This is a genomic window from Coleofasciculus sp. B1-GNL1-01 (assembly GCF_040220235.1).
In the GTDB taxonomy this organism is placed as follows: domain Bacteria; phylum Cyanobacteriota; class Cyanobacteriia; order Cyanobacteriales; family Coleofasciculaceae; genus Coleofasciculus.
In genome coordinates this window covers 1-14232 of the sequence record NZ_JAVJTO010000119.1, presented here as the reverse complement: position 1 = coordinate 14232, position 14232 = coordinate 1, and the positions used below count along the sequence as shown (strand labels likewise).

The 14232-nt window shown below is 45.6% G+C and carries 12 protein-coding genes; 4 read left to right on the top strand and 8 right to left on the bottom strand.

Annotation, left to right across the window (positions count from 1 at the left end; translation table 11 throughout):
* Nucleotides 1–235: 235 nt before the first annotated feature.
* Nucleotides 236–2917, bottom strand: a complete 2682-nt coding sequence (gene cphA / locus RID53_RS28940) for a cyanophycin synthetase (RefSeq protein ID WP_446391388.1) — start codon at nucleotides 2915–2917, stop codon at nucleotides 236–238.
* A 395-nt stretch (nucleotides 2918–3312) separates the two neighbouring features.
* On the bottom strand, nucleotides 3313–4164 hold the full coding sequence (locus RID53_RS28935; RefSeq protein ID WP_446391443.1) for a cyanophycinase: 852 nt from the start codon (nucleotides 4162–4164) through the stop codon (nucleotides 3313–3315).
* A 368-nt stretch (nucleotides 4165–4532) separates the two neighbouring features.
* Here RID53_RS28935 and trmD point away from each other — a divergent pair, with 368 nt between their 5' ends.
* Nucleotides 4533–5252, top strand: a complete 720-nt coding sequence (trmD, locus tag RID53_RS28930; RefSeq protein ID WP_446391442.1) for a tRNA (guanosine(37)-N1)-methyltransferase TrmD — start codon at nucleotides 4533–4535, stop codon at nucleotides 5250–5252.
* A gap of 44 nt (nucleotides 5253–5296) precedes the next feature.
* On the top strand, nucleotides 5297–6457 hold the full coding sequence (locus tag RID53_RS28925) for a hypothetical protein (protein WP_446391387.1): 1161 nt from the start codon (nucleotides 5297–5299) through the stop codon (nucleotides 6455–6457).
* A 13-nt stretch (nucleotides 6458–6470) separates the two neighbouring features.
* On the opposite strand, the gene RID53_RS28920 is transcribed toward RID53_RS28925, so the two are convergent.
* The 5 genes from RID53_RS28920 to RID53_RS28900 form a co-directional block, all read right to left on the bottom strand.
* A complete protein-coding gene (locus RID53_RS28920; protein WP_446391386.1) occupies nucleotides 6471–6890 on the bottom strand; it encodes an ExbD/TolR family protein in 420 nt (139 codons plus the stop codon).
* A 134-nt stretch (nucleotides 6891–7024) separates the two neighbouring features.
* A complete protein-coding gene (locus RID53_RS28915; protein ID WP_446391385.1) occupies nucleotides 7025–7447 on the bottom strand; it encodes an ExbD/TolR family protein in 423 nt (140 codons plus the stop codon).
* A gap of 96 nt (nucleotides 7448–7543) precedes the next feature.
* Nucleotides 7544–8245 carry a uracil-DNA glycosylase gene (locus tag RID53_RS28910; RefSeq protein ID WP_446391384.1) on the bottom strand — a complete coding sequence of 234 codons (702 nt, stop codon included), beginning with the start codon at nucleotides 8243–8245 and terminating at the stop codon, nucleotides 7544–7546.
* Nucleotides 8246–8438: 193 nt separating this feature from the next.
* Nucleotides 8439–9242, bottom strand: a complete 804-nt coding sequence (locus RID53_RS28905; RefSeq protein WP_446391383.1) for a hypothetical protein — start codon at nucleotides 9240–9242, stop codon at nucleotides 8439–8441.
* A gap of 457 nt (nucleotides 9243–9699) precedes the next feature.
* Entirely contained in the window at nucleotides 9700–10344 is a 645-nt protein-coding gene (locus tag RID53_RS28900; protein WP_446391382.1) for a class I SAM-dependent methyltransferase, read from the bottom strand.
* Between the two features lie 104 nt (nucleotides 10345–10448).
* Here RID53_RS28900 and RID53_RS28895 point away from each other — a divergent pair, with 104 nt between their 5' ends.
* Complete coding sequence (locus RID53_RS28895) at nucleotides 10449–11816, top strand: glycosyltransferase family 4 protein (RefSeq protein ID WP_446391381.1); 1368 nt, start codon at nucleotides 10449–10451, stop codon at nucleotides 11814–11816.
* A 157-nt stretch (nucleotides 11817–11973) separates the two neighbouring features.
* The gene (locus tag RID53_RS28890; RefSeq protein ID WP_446391380.1) at nucleotides 11974–12909 is read left to right on the top strand and encodes a DMT family transporter; all 936 of its coding nucleotides are present in this window, start codon (nucleotides 11974–11976) and stop codon (nucleotides 12907–12909) included.
* Between the two features lie 39 nt (nucleotides 12910–12948).
* Here the strand turns inward: RID53_RS28890 and RID53_RS28885 are convergent, their stop codons facing one another.
* Nucleotides 12949–13674, bottom strand: a complete 726-nt coding sequence (locus RID53_RS28885) for a PEP-CTERM sorting domain-containing protein (RefSeq protein WP_446391379.1) — start codon at nucleotides 13672–13674, stop codon at nucleotides 12949–12951.
* Nucleotides 13675–14232 lie beyond the last annotated feature (558 nt).

Below are 14232 nucleotides of genomic sequence, written 5' to 3'. Positions count from 1 at the left end.
ATTTAACCATAAAACCTATCCCACAATTTTAGCTGTGTCAGTCCAGTAGAGTGAAAAGATATCTGTAGGGGCGGGTTTCATCTTTATTGTTGCGATCGCACCCAGATGCGACTCGCGCCCGCCCCGATTTTCTCTCCTAAGAGCCTGTTGGGTTTCGCTTACGCTCTACCCAACCGACAAGAACTACGATCGCGATCGCATCTGCTTCTCCTTGCCCAACCAACTCAAATTCCCATCACCTCGGATTCGCCACCGATGGCTTTAAATCCACTTGAGTCTCACCCACAGGCTGATAGCCATTCTCTGGTAGAGGGCGTCGTTCCTCAATCAAGCCAATCGTATCACTCACCTTTTCCGGGAAAATCACCACCAAACCACCGGACGTCACGCCGTCTAACGCCGTATTAATCGCGTCGGTTTCATTGAGAATAATGTCATAATCCTGATCCGGATTCGTCTCCAGAACTCCCTTGCGAATCAACTCCGCCGCGTCACCACTAGGACGCCCCCGTAAATCCGCATCTTCTTTAATAATGATCCGGTCAAAAATCTCCGCCGAGAGTCGTCCCAGGTTAATGAAATCCTCATCTCGGCGATCGCCTGGTCCACCAACGACGCCAACCCGTTCCCCAGACCAATTGCGGACAAAGCCGCCCACAGCTTCATAACTGGCAGCATTATGGGCATAATCCACTAAGGCATGATACTCACCCAGGTTAAATAAATTCATCCGTCCCGGTGTCTGCGCCACAGACGCCCGGAATGTGGTCAACGCATGACGAATTGCCTCAATCGGAACCCCTTGAGCAAAGGCGGCGAGACTGGCGGCTAAAGCATTGGCAATTTGGAACGGTGCCATTCCCCGCATGGTCACCGGGACATGTTCCGCCTTCTCAATCCGCAGCGTCCATTCGCCTCGGATTAAGGACAAGTAGCCATTTTCATACACCGCCGCCAAACCCCCCTGTCGGGTGTGCGCTTTCACCACCTCGTTGTCGGGATTCATGGAGAAAAATGCCACATGCCCTTTGACCCGCTGTGCCATCGCCATGACTAGCGGATCTTCAGCATTGAGAACGGCATGACCGGCTGGACTCACAGATTCAGCCACTACACTCTTAAGATGCGCCATCTGGTCAAGGGTATCAATGTCACCAATGCCCAAGTGATCTGCCGAGACATTTAAGACAACGCCCACATCACAGGCATCAAAGGCTAACCCCGATCGCAGAATCCCACCTCGTGCGGTTTCCAATACCGCCACCTCAACCGTGGGATCTTTGAGAATTACTTGAGCGCTTTGGGGTCCAGTCGTATCTCCTTTTTCCACCAGATGATCGCCTATATAAATCCCATCCGTGGTGGTATAGCCAACCACATGACCCGTTTGCTTATAAATATGGGCAAGTAAGCGAGTGGTGGTCGTTTTCCCGTTTGTCCCTGTCACCGACAGAATCGGAATCCGACTGGCTTGTCCTGGAGGAAACAACATATCCATCACCGGGGCGGCGACATTGCGCGGTAAGCCTTCCGAGGGACAGACATGCATCCGGAATCCTGGTGCAGCATTCACTTCTACCACCACGCCGTCAATGTCCCGTAGAGGTTGGGTAATATCGGGCGTGACAATATCAATGCCAGCAATATCCAGACCAATAATTTTCGCCACCCGTTCCGCTAACCAAACGTTTTCCGGGTGGATATCGTCCGTCCGATCAATTGCCACACCCCCCGTACTTAGATTCGCCGTTGCCCGTAAATAACAGACTTCATCCTCTTTGAGAACCGTATCCAAGCGATAACCCTGACGTTCTAAGACACTTAGACTCGTATGATCAACGATAATTTTCGTCAGGACGTTATCATGACCCTCTCCTCGATTGGGATCGCGGTTCGTCCGTTCAATCAGTTCCTCAACCGTGGACTTACCATCGCCAATCACACGCGCCGGAATCCGCTGGGCGACGGCTTCAACTTTGCCGTTAATCACCAAGACGCGATGGTCAAAGCCGGGATAATAGCGCTCCACAATCACCGCCCGGGAAATATCTTTAGCGCGATCGTAAGCTTTTTCGGCTTCGTCCCAGTTGCGGATGTCAATCGTAATCCCCCGCCCATGATTACCATCCAGGGGTTTAATCACGATCGGAAAACCGCCCACATACTCGATCGCGCTGTCTAATTCGTCCAAATACAGCACCGTTGCGCCTCGGGGAACCGGAACCCCCGCATCCAGCAAAATCTGCTTCGTCCCTTCCTTATCACAGGCTAATTCCACCCCTAAAATTCCGGAGTAATCACTCAATGTGGCTTGAATTCGCTTCTGATGCACCCCATAGCCAAGCTGAATCATGGCTCTGGCACTTAGGGGAAGCCAAGGAATGCCTCGGGCGTCGGCTTCTTTGACCAGGGCTTCGGTACTCGGTCCTAACGCCGCATCGCGAGCCAGTTCGGTGAGGTCTTTTAAATCTTGATCTAACTCCCGTTGCGGATAGGTTCCGGTATCGATAATACTTTGGCACAAGCGCACAGCCGCCCTCGCTGCATAGCGACCCGCCTGTTCATCAATATACTCAAAAACAACTTGATAAATTCCGGCTGTCCCAGTTTCCCGAGTCCGACCAAACCCAACGCGCATTCCCACCAGTTCCTGAAGTTCCAGCGCCACATGTTCGATAATATGCCCCATCATCGTGCCTTCTTTGACCCGACTTAAGAACCCACCCCGAACACCCGGAGAACAGAAATGCTCTTCCAGACTGGGTAGCGTCTCTACCAGTCCCTCGTAGAATCCCGGCAGTACATTGGAGGGTTTATCGATGAGTTCCTCCAAATCAAGACGCATGACAATGAGTTTGTGGCGTCGAATGCTCCAGTAATTGGGACCGCGTAATGTCTGGATTTTTAGAATTCTCATAGTTAGTGATGAAATCGGGGATGGTTCACAATGTCGGCAAGGAGACACAAATTAGGGATTGTGCAAAGTCTATTTTAGGAATTTCTGTAACATTACGTGACATCCTCCTACCCTGGATCTTCAGATTAGAGCGTAGACTTCCAAGTGTCGCGACTTAGATTGTCTCTACATTTTCGCGGTTCTCAAAAGTCCTTCACGTAATCGGGGGAGTCGTTTACTCTTACCCAGACAGGATTCACCCATTTTGAGTGGATGGTAAATCTTATCTAGTTTCCGACTGTTCAACCCCATCAAACTGTTCACTATGAACATTTTGCGGAAACGATTGGCAATTTTTGACCTTCGTAGAGACGTACCATGCTACGTCTCTACATCCCTGCTCTTGCCGTTATACATTAGCTGTTGATGGGCATTAATGCCCGTTTATAGACATGATAGCGATCGCCATGGCACAGAATATGTACTCGCAGGTTATGCAGACTAATGGGATCGGTGCTGCCAATATCCACCTGATTGGTATGAGACACGTCTCCGGGATCAATAATTGTCACCGTTCCTTTGCCCATAACCTGTAACCAACCATCTCGCTCAAAGATGATACAAGTATCTTCATCGATGCCGATTCCCAAGCGATCCGGGTGCATGGCGATCGCACTCATTAAGCGGGCGATACGATTCCGATTCAGAAAATGCTGATCGACGATCACTTCCGGAATAATCCCCAAACCCGTTGCCATATCGACTAAGGAGCGATTCGGGGATTCACCACTCCCGCCGCCAGCAATCATGTGATGACCCATCACCGCCGCACCTGCACTGGTTCCCGCTAAGGTAATCTCCCCTAAATGTACCCGTTGACAGACTTTTTCCATTAACGGGGTATCCGAGAGCAACCCGCACAAGCGCAGTTGATCTCCACCGGTCATGAATACACCCGTACAGGTTTCCACATACTCTTGTAAATAGGAATCCGACCCTTGAGCGCGATCGCGCACATCCAGGACTTTAATCTCCTTAGCCCCCATATCCTCAAAAATCCGCTGATAGCGATCGCCAATAATTGCGGGTTCTCGCGACGCCGATGGAATAATCGCAATTCGCGCCTCACCTGCACCCGACCGACGAAAAAAGGTTTGCAGGATCTCCCGTCCATGAACTTTATCTTCCGCACCACCAATAACAATGATGGCGGTTTTCGTCGATTGAGGCATTGTCGTCGCTTGGAATTGAGAGTCTAACTGCAGCATACTGTCGATATCGAGTTCGGGCATAAGGTGAGTTCAATTAATACTTGAGTATCGCGCTTGGCTAGAACTGTCACTTTATTACGATTTTGACTCTAGCTCAACTACTGGTTGAGGCTGTCCTGGGCAAGCTTCTCCCCAACGAAACACCATCGCGCTTGGCTTTGATCCGATGCACTCTACATCCGCCTAAATACGAGGAATCGATGGAAATGGTCACTTGTTTAGCTGCCAAAGAAGACTCACGCACGACACTGAGCCGTTCAGAGGAAATTGGCTGTTTCCTCATCATCATGGCAAATTATACCAATAATTACTTATACTATGGGTTAAGGTTGACCCTTTTTTGTCTTAACAGCTACCCAATTCTTGTGCGCTTTGATGTTGTCACACTGTTTCCGGATTTCTTTACCTCTCCCCTGGCGTCAGGACTGCTGGGTAAGGCATTGACTAAACAAATTGCCCAAGTACACCTAATCAATCCTCGTGATTTTGCCACGGATAAACACCGACGGGTTGACGATGAACCGTATGGGGGTGGCGTGGGGATGCTAATGAAACCCGAACCAATTTTTGCGGCGGTGGAGTCGTTGCCTAGATTACCTCGACAAGAGGTGATTCTGATGACGCCCCAGGGACAACCCCTGAACCAGCCCCTGTTGGTGGAGTTGGCGACGGGTTATGACCAGATTGTGATCATCTGTGGACATTATGAAGGTGTCGATGAACGAGTCTTGCAGTTAGTGACGCGAGAGGTATCGTTAGGGGATTTTGTCTTAACCTGCGGTGAAATTCCCGCACTCGCCTTGATTAATGGGGTGGTGAGATTACGTCCTGGAACCGTGGGGAAAGTAGAATCCCTTAAATCAGAGAGTTTTGAAGCCGGATTATTAGACTATCCGCAGTGGACACGCCCTGCTGAATTTCGCGGTTGGCACGTTCCAGATGTTTTATTATCGGGCAATCATCAGATGATTGACCAGTGGCGCAAAGACCAACAGATTCAGAGAACCCGGGAACGCCGCCCTGATTTATACGACAAATGGGTTAAGCAGGCTGAAAATCCGCCCAGTTCCAATATGTCAAAATGAAACTCAATTGGGATTAAATCCTTGCTGCTTTTAACTAGGCTTGTATGAAATCGCCTGAGTTGCTGAAAAACTTACCGACTCCTGTACAGATAGTGTGGCGACCCGTGTTGCTGATTTCTTTGGTGTTGCACGGTATTGTGTTAATTCTACCTGTTCCTTCTACCTGGGAAACGTCGGAACCTGAAGAACAAGTTAAGGTGACACAGTTACCTTCTCTTTCTACATCACCTGAGTCTTCAGTAAATTCCGCTGAGGAACCCAAAGCGGAAACGAGTCCAACGCCAAATCAACCGAATTCTTTCGTCTCAGCCTTTTCTAATCAACCTACGATTAACTCATTTCCTGACCCTATCCAACCGACTTCTGATCTCAGTCCTAGGATTGAATTTTCTCCAGGAATTTTGGAAAATCCTCAATCGTCACCCTCTCTATCATCCTCTAGTTCTAAGGATGAAACTCAGACGATTGAAGAAAAAAATACCAACACTACTGATCAGACCATAAATTCTGGAATTGATACCAATGATGACAATGTGGAAGATCCGCTGAAAAAATTCCTGACAAATTTTCCGTTTCCGGAAGAGGCGGCAATAGGTTCGTTAGGTATACTTACTGGAGAGGCAGATACATCGGCTCGTCATATCCAGCAACCCTTAGGTCAGGTGATTAAATACTATGGCAAGGAACTACCTGAGCGCAATTATACTCTAGCTAATCCGAGTATAGATGAACCTGACTTTAAGGTTTATCAAGTGTCTCAAGAGGATGTATCTCAATATCTGCACTTGGTTTTAAAGGGGGAAAATACGATAATTTTCCTCTCGGAAACCCAACTTGACCGGGCTGACTTAACTGAGCTAGGAGCGGAAACAGCCGAAGAGCGGGAATTAAAAGAGACGGTAGAACAAATTATTATTGCAGGTAAGTACGAAAAAGAATTAAGTGAAGGTGTCAAGAAAAAATTAGGCGACGGTAAATATAATCATTTAGGAACGGTCTATGAAAAAGCTACCGAACAGTTAGGCGATCAAATTGAAAGCAAAATTAAAGAAAAGGGCTTTAAAGTCCCTCAAGTGTTTCCTTTGGGAGAAGAGGGGATAATTTACAGTGTAGAAAAAAATGATTTTAAGGGCTTTATCCAACTCATCCCCACACAAGATGAATCGGGAACAGCCGTTATTAGTTTAGATGATTTTTCCTTTTAGTTTCTCAAAAAATTTAAGTTCCACTCTCAATAGCTAAGGAAACGCGATCGCCTCCCACATCCCGCATTTGAGCCAATACCTGAATCACTTGCTCGTAGGGCAATTGACTATCGGCTTGCAAGAAAACAGCCCCTTGAGGATTTTGGGATAAATAGGTTTGTATTTGCTCAAACAATTGCTCTTGGCTGACCGATTGATTACCGATGACCAGTTGTCCTTGTGACTTCAATTGTATAATTAAAGGAGTAGGCTTTTCCGGCGGCTGAGTTTGAGTATTTTCAGTATTAGGGAGTTGAACATTGACGCCTTCTTGAGTGGTTAACAGCATGGAAGTCATAACAAAAAATGCTAGAACTCCCATGATCACATTGAGCATAGGGATTAATTGAATGGACGGTATTGATGATTGGGTTCGCTGGGTTCTAAAACGCATCGTTGAACGATTTAAATAAACATGATCCTGTCACGGATAATTGAGATTAGGGCGACCCGTTATAATTGAGTAAAATGGTAGTTTTAATTGATGTAGGCGGATAACCCCTATCGGTTATTATTATGTAAATTGTTTTAACGACGTTCAATAGCAAGAGAGACGCGATCGCCACCAATTATTGTCATTTCTTTTAACAGTTTTTGCACATCTTCATAAGGTAAGTCTCGGTCTGCCTTTAAAACAACTGTAGCATTTTGATTTTGCTCTAGGTATGACTGGATTGTTTCAGACACCTGGTTAACGGTAATCACTTGATTATCCACTAAAATCTCGCCTTGGCGATTTAAGCCAATAACCAGAGTATTTCTAGTATTTGACTCACCACTAGCGGTTCCAGTACCCGGTAAACCAGGTAGATTAATATCCCCTAAGCGCTGACCTGTATAGCTCATTGATGTGATAATGAAAAATGTTAGCACTGACATCATCACATCCATTAAAGGAATCAGATTAACTTCAGGGATTGGTGAGTTCTTTTGCTTATTTCTAAACTGCATGAAATTCTAGGCGAGAATCTCCCAAAACCCAAATGGAATAAAAGTTAAACACATCTTTTTTGTATGACCGTTTACCGGGGTTCCCCAAACAACATTTTAGGATTGCAGTTCATCTAATTTGGCTCGCACTGCTTGGATATCTTGCCACATCAACCACTTTGGCTTACCCGGCTCTCGTGACGGATTCCGCAATAGGTAGGCGGGATGGAAGATTGGCATACACAGTCGCCCCTCCCATTCCATCCAAGTGCCACGAATCTTCGTAATGCCGCGCTTTTCAGCCGTTAACCCCTTAACCGCCGTTGCGCCTGTTAGCAAGATAATCTTAGGATCGACTAAGCGAATTTGTTCTAATAAATACGGTTTACAAGCTGCAACTTCGTCAGGAGTCGGTACTCGATTCCCAGGAGGGCGGCATTTATTCACGTTACAAATATAGACATCCCGTTCACTATCCAGTTTGACGGCGGCGAGAATCTTCTCCAGCAATTGTCCGGCTCTACCGACAAACGGTAAACCTTGCTCGTCTTCATTTTGTCCAGGGGCTTCCCCAATGATCATAATCGGAGCATGAACATTACCCCGCCCCACTACAGCATGGGTGCGAGTGGCGGCTAATTCACAGCGTTGACAAACGTTACAATGAGCTGCCAAAGACTCCATGGAGTCGTAAGTGCCAGGAGGAATCGGAACCTTGGCATCCGTCGGAATTAACTCCGGTTTGAAGTCACTGGGGGTAGAAGATGTCAGCCCTGACTGGTCAAAGAGACTGAGTTGTTCTGAGGATTCGTGGGACATAAATCTAAGCTCGGACAATCCGACTGCTTGTTGAATTGTCTCATATCCCGCGCTGAATCCCTGACTTGTGCAAAAAAATTGCCGATCTGAGGGGGTTGAGCTTAAGTTGACACCCATGGGCAATGCCGTACCCCTACAGATAACAGGCGTTACACAGTTTTTGCCGGACAAGCGAAATTGGCATCCCCAATTATCATCTTTTTGTCTTTTGGGATTGCAACTTGTGCCTCACAACCCATCCAGAAGACGCTACACCGAATGTTAACAGCAAACCCCCTGATGTCGTCGGTTCTGGAACGGGAACTGAAGTTACATTGTCAAAGGTTCCATTGAGAGGATTGATAAGCGCTGTCGGACTGAGTTGTAAACCAACTCCTGAAACGCCGGACGTAAAACTCTCTTGGGGATCTGTCGTCGTCAGACTAAACAGTTGTGTGCCACCAGGACTATCAAAAACCCGACTCGTGAGTCGATTCCCTACTACCTCAAATTCCAGAAAATAGCTGCGGTTTAAATCACTAAAAGCTCCCTCGATTTCATCTAAAACAATGGCTTGAGTACCAACAACTTTACTGAGCAATAGATCCCCATCAAAAAAATCAATTGTAGCGGCATAAGTATCAAACGTGTTTAAGTTTCCTCGGGCAAAGAGAACGAGTTGATCGTCAGTGGAAGCACTTGGGTTGAGGATAGCAGATACCTTCACATCTGTGAAAACCTGGTCGGTAATTCCCCAAAATCCTTGAACGGAACCCCCATTATTCGCACTTTTACTATCACTTAAGGTAAGAATGCCGTTCTCTGTACTCGTCGTAAACGTCGGCGACAACCCTGATGGACTGGTCAATCCTCCGGTGGTAACCGCATCGGGGTTAGGGAAAGAGGAGTCAAAATCATAAAAAAAAGACGCTTCAGCCGGGAGGTCGATTCCTAGTGAGCCTAGGCAGGTCGCTAAAACAAGCAAAGGATAGAATCCAATTTTTCTGATCCGGTTCATCGAAACTCCTTTGGGTCTCAAACCCTGTCTTTATAAGACAGCTTTACAATTAAATGCTGGTTTTTAAATGGATATAATCCCAGGAACCAGCAAAACCTGTAATAAGTCCCTTCGCTCACCTAGTCCAAGATGTCTTGGCATTACCCAACGCCTAACCAATTAGGCTTAGAGATAGTCCGAACTAGGGAAGTATTCGGAAGTCTGTACCAGGACTAGGCTCAAAAAGCTATTCACCTCTTACGTTGTCCAAACTGGCTTGGTCAATCCTTGTCCCTTTTAGGGCAAGGTTGGTGAACATGCTATCCTAAATAGTACTTGACATTATTTATCATAAGTCGCTAGGACGGGTTAAGGCTAAGTCGGCAAAGCAAGATATGATTGCCTACCCGGATAGTCCGACAATACCACATTTTCGCTTCCCAACTCACCCCAGAGACAGTGCGATGACGCTCCCTGTTCACTCTGCCGAACCAATGCGTTGAAAAATCGTTAGCATCACGGGTCCTAAAAGAAAATGATGCCCCAAGCATTCCATACCTACTACCCGACCAAATTGTTCGCGTTGCTCTCGACTATAGAAGCGAAGGTTATTAGAAAATAAGGGAATAGAAAGGGTCACTGTTTTGGTTCGACCGATGTAGTCAACCAGGTAAAAACGTCCCCCCTGTCGCAGAACTCGATTCACTTCAGAGAATACCTGTTGAGGTTGAGGATAATGCAGAAAACTAATGGTATTGAACACTGCATCAAATTGACCCTCAGCAAAGGGTAAAGACTCAGCATTTCCCTGTTTGAAAATAAGTCGCGGTCGATGCTGATTGCGCTGTCGGGCTTGACGCAGCATTTGGGCAGATAAATCAACTCCTGTACCCTGGAGAGTGGGAAACTGGGTGGCAAGGCGATGCAATAATCGACCCGTACCGCAACCGAGATCAAGCACATTCGGATTGTCCGGTAGTTCTATGTACTCCAACAACCGTTTGTGAACGGCTTGGTAGAAAATTGTGGTAAACAGCAGGTCGTAGTTCGGTGCCCACAGATCGAAAATCTTTTGTTTATTGCGATAAATTTCATACCAATTGGATTGAGTAGTGATAGACATAATTGGAAAAGCCTTGACCTGTTTCTCGCTGTTTATTTCCAAACTTTTGATAAATCGTATCATTTTTTACTCTAAGTTAGATGAATCCCCTATGTAGAAGAAACTTGACTTATTTCATTTTTGTGGTAAGATGCAATAGTTCATTTCTTATTAAAAAAATAAATAATAGAGCTATGGGCTTGGCACAATTATCAGAATCATCAGAAAAAATTAAAGTTGCAATAGTTTCCGAAAACGCCTCTTTAAAGATGGGTGGTGAAGCCGCACTACCCCTCCACTATTTTCGCTTACTTCGTAAGTATAATATTCCAGCCTGGTTATTGGTTCATCGCAGAAACAAAAAAGAACTTCAGTCATTATTTCCCGGTGAAATGGAAACTATAGATTTTATAGAGGATACATTTTTACACAGATCAATTCGGATATTAAAACGAATAGTACCAAGCGCAATTTATGAATTTTCCTTCAAGTATATCTTACTTATGGTGACTCAATACCAAGTTAAATATTTTTTGAAAACCCTGATTCAAAATCATGAAATTAATCTTGTTCATCAACCTAATCCTGTTTCTCCCAAAGAACCATCCCTGTTATTCAATTTAGGAGTCCCTATAATTATTGGACCAATGAATGGTGGCATGAATTATCCTCCCTCATTTGAGTTTATGCAAACTAAACAAGCTGAATATACTATGAATTTAGGACGTTTTGTTGCCGATTTACTCAATTTTTGGTTTCCCGGTAAACGAAAAGCGAACATATTAATCGTCGCCAATCAGCGTACCCAAAATTGCCTTCCTGTCAAAATACAAGGAATGGTGATGGAGTTGGTAGAAAACGGTGTAGAACTTTCGCTGTGGGAACCTAATTGTGAGTCTAACTGCAATCGTAATTATACCAAATTTATCTTTATTGGTCACTTAGTAGACTGGAAAGGTGTAAGGTGGTTGTTACTTGCCTTTCAGCAAGTAAGAGAGCAGGCTCCAGCATTTTTAGACATTGTTGGCAGTGGAAAGGAAAGAAACTGTTTAGAACAACAGGTTAGAAGCTTAGGATTAACAGATGCAGTTTCCTTTTACGGCAAGTTGACTCAGCCTGAGTGTGCCAAACGATTACAGGAGTCAGATGTTTTGGTTCTGCCAAGTTTGCGAGAATGCGGTGGTGCTGTTGTCCTAGAAGCAATGGCAACAGAAATCCCAGTAATTGCCACTAACTGGGGAGGACCTGCTGATTATATTGATGAATCCTGTGGAATACTAATTAACCCTACCTCTCCAGAAACATTTGTTAACGAGCTTGCCCAAGCAATGATAACCTTGGCTAAATCACCCGACTTGCGCCGTGCTATGGGTAAAGCTGGTCGTCAGCGCGTTATTCAACACTTTGACTGGGACGCCAAGATTACTCAAATGATTTCTATCTATCAAACTGCGATAGCTACTAGTAAATCAACCAATCAAGGTTCAGTTTGATGTTAATGTTTACGAAGTAAACTCGTCTACAGGGTCGATTCAGCAACCACATTTAGTGGGAAAACGTAAAAAAATTAAATATGATGCGGCTAAAATACCCCCACTATAATGGTTAATTTAGCAAAGGAAGATATTACTGGATAGAGAGCGTAAAATCGTGAAAACGTCCAAGCAACCGTTACCGTGGCAGGTGGGACTGGTATTAGTCGCTGGTGTCTTGGCAGTTTCCAGTGCCGCCATTTTTATTCGTTTAGCGAATACGGCGGCTGACTTGAGTGGCGTTGGATTTAGCCTGTTTCTGTCAGCTTCTCGCCTAACTCTGGCATCCTTATTAATAGTACCCACTTGGCGCAACCTAGGATCTAATCAGCTTAGTCCCGGTGCCTTCCATTATGCTGTGGGGGCTGGGATTTGTCTTGCCCTACATTTTGCCGCCTGGATTACGTCTCTATCCTTCACGTCAATTGCCGCTTCTACGACTCTAGTCACCACCAACCCAATTTGGGTAGCTTTGCTATCTTGGCTATGGTTCAAGGAAAAACCCTCTCGGTTAACCCTACTGGGAATTGGTATTGCCTTTATCGGCGGTGTCCTCATTGCATTAGGGGATCAAGAAACGGTTAACGTGAGTTCTAATCCCACCTTGGGCAATAGTCTCGCCTTAATTGGTGCTGTGATCGTCAGTTTGTATTTATTGTTGGGTAGAGAAGCCCAGCGGCGTGGTCTAGGAATTGGCAGTTATATTGCCATCGCCTATAGCACTGGCGCATTGGTTTTGTTGCCCTTACCCTTAATCTTTGGTGTTGGCTACCTGGGTTATCCGCGTGCTGTTTACCTTTATATTTTACTTATGGCGGTATTGCCTCAATTAATCGGGCATACTAGCTTTAACTGGGCAGTGCGCTGGATTTCTCCAACGCTGGTTACCCTAGCAATTTTATGGGAACCTGTTGTATCTGGTTGTTTGGGATATCTTGTTTTTCAGGAACTCCCCGGACGCTTTGTATTAGTGGGTGCAGCCGTTCTATTAGGAGGCGTTGCGATCGCGGTTTTTGGCGCTAGGGCAACTTATGTTGAAGATGGGGGAACTTAAGGACAAGAAAACCAGTACATTACTTAATTAGTCCATGCCTTAATTCTTGGACTGGGCTTTTTGGCGCTTTCTGGAATACTCTTTTTTAAACAAGCCACCAAATCCTAGGGCTAAACCTGAACCCAGGATAGTCAGGGGTTCGGGGACGGTAGCAACAAGAGAATCTGCCGCAAAATCAACCTCTTGGGGTCCTCCAACTGTCAAGGATACTGATTCTGCCCTACTGAAATCCGTAGCCGCAAAATTGTTAAACGCATTGAAATTGAAGATAGCACTCCCTTCACTCAGTCCTGTCTTCGTCAGGCTTGCCATATCACCGTCACTGTCTGTCACGTCTAATGCTAGCTTTGCCGTCAAATCGACACTGTCAATATCTAAACGGAAGAACTGATTCATGCCTCCCCCAGTTAGATCAGCATTCAGAGGACTGGTGTCGGTTCCATCCCATGTAAACACCGTTGTACTTTCAATTCCAGCATCGTTGCTAACGGTTGCAAAACCGTCTACTATGCTTACAATCGCACCCAGATCCGGGTCGTCAAACTCATTCTCATCTATTGTTAATTTGATCTTGCGCTCTCCACCAATTATGTTGTTATCTCCATTCATCATAGTGTTCATCGCCATAGTATCAGGACTACCCAGGACTTCGACACTTTGATCAACCGTGTTAAAATCATCAATTGTCACCTGGGCGGCTTGAGCTTGACCCACACCCAACACGAATGTCCCAAGTGCTAAACTAGGAATAAGGTATCTATTCATTTTTTGCTGCTTCATGAGATTTTAAAAAATTATCAACTCATACCGCTGCACGGAATTCAAATTTTAAAATGCTTGTCTTGCCAAGATTTAATGGGGTTTGAATAGTTCCGCCGCGTTGTACTAATTCGATTTAATCTAAATCTTTGGCATAAGTTATCTAACTTTAGGAGTGTATAGATGAGAAATATACAATAGGTTACAATTTTATTCATTCAAGAACAAAGAAAAAATTACGACCTTAGGAGGTTGAAGCCAGGTAAGAATTGGGAGACGAACGGAATAATTAGGGGCTGCTGAATAAGTCTTGTGGTGGGGAGAGGCAATAGGGAACACCTCGGCTTACCTCGACTCCGCTCGGTAACACGCTCGGTGTGGAATATGCAATGGGCAATGGTTTTAACATCTCGACTTCGCTCGATGTTGACCCTCTGTCGAGGTAAAATTTGGTGCTGTTGTCGGCGAAAATTCCAGGATGCAAGACGGTTATAGTGTAAAAACCTGGCACTTGTTGGGTCGAAAAATGGCTGGAAACCCTTATCTGGTCTACCTTACACGCTT

Excerpts from the sequence above, each read along its gene's own strand:
- RID53_RS28905 (WP_446391383.1), bottom strand. The coding sequence starts at position 9,242 with ATGAACCGGATCAGAAAAATTGGATTCTATCCTTTGCTTGTTTTAGCG.
- RID53_RS28925 (WP_446391387.1), top strand. The coding sequence starts at position 5,297 with ATGAAATCGCCTGAGTTGCTGAAAAACTTACCGACTCCTGTACAGATA.
- RID53_RS28915 (WP_446391385.1), bottom strand. The coding sequence starts at position 7,447 with ATGCAGTTTAGAAATAAGCAAAAGAACTCACCAATCCCTGAAGTTAAT.
- RID53_RS28885 (WP_446391379.1), bottom strand. The coding sequence starts at position 13,674 with ATGAATAGATACCTTATTCCTAGTTTAGCACTTGGGACATTCGTGTTG.
- RID53_RS28935 (WP_446391443.1), bottom strand. The coding sequence starts at position 4,164 with ATGCTGCAGTTAGACTCTCAATTCCAAGCGACGACAATGCCTCAATCG.
- RID53_RS28920 (WP_446391386.1), bottom strand. The coding sequence starts at position 6,890 with ATGCGTTTTAGAACCCAGCGAACCCAATCATCAATACCGTCCATTCAA.
- cphA (WP_446391388.1), bottom strand. The coding sequence starts at position 2,917 with ATGAGAATTCTAAAAATCCAGACATTACGCGGTCCCAATTACTGGAGC.
- RID53_RS28910 (WP_446391384.1), bottom strand. The coding sequence starts at position 8,245 with ATGTCCCACGAATCCTCAGAACAACTCAGTCTCTTTGACCAGTCAGGG.
- RID53_RS28900 (WP_446391382.1), bottom strand. The coding sequence starts at position 10,344 with ATGTCTATCACTACTCAATCCAATTGGTATGAAATTTATCGCAATAAA.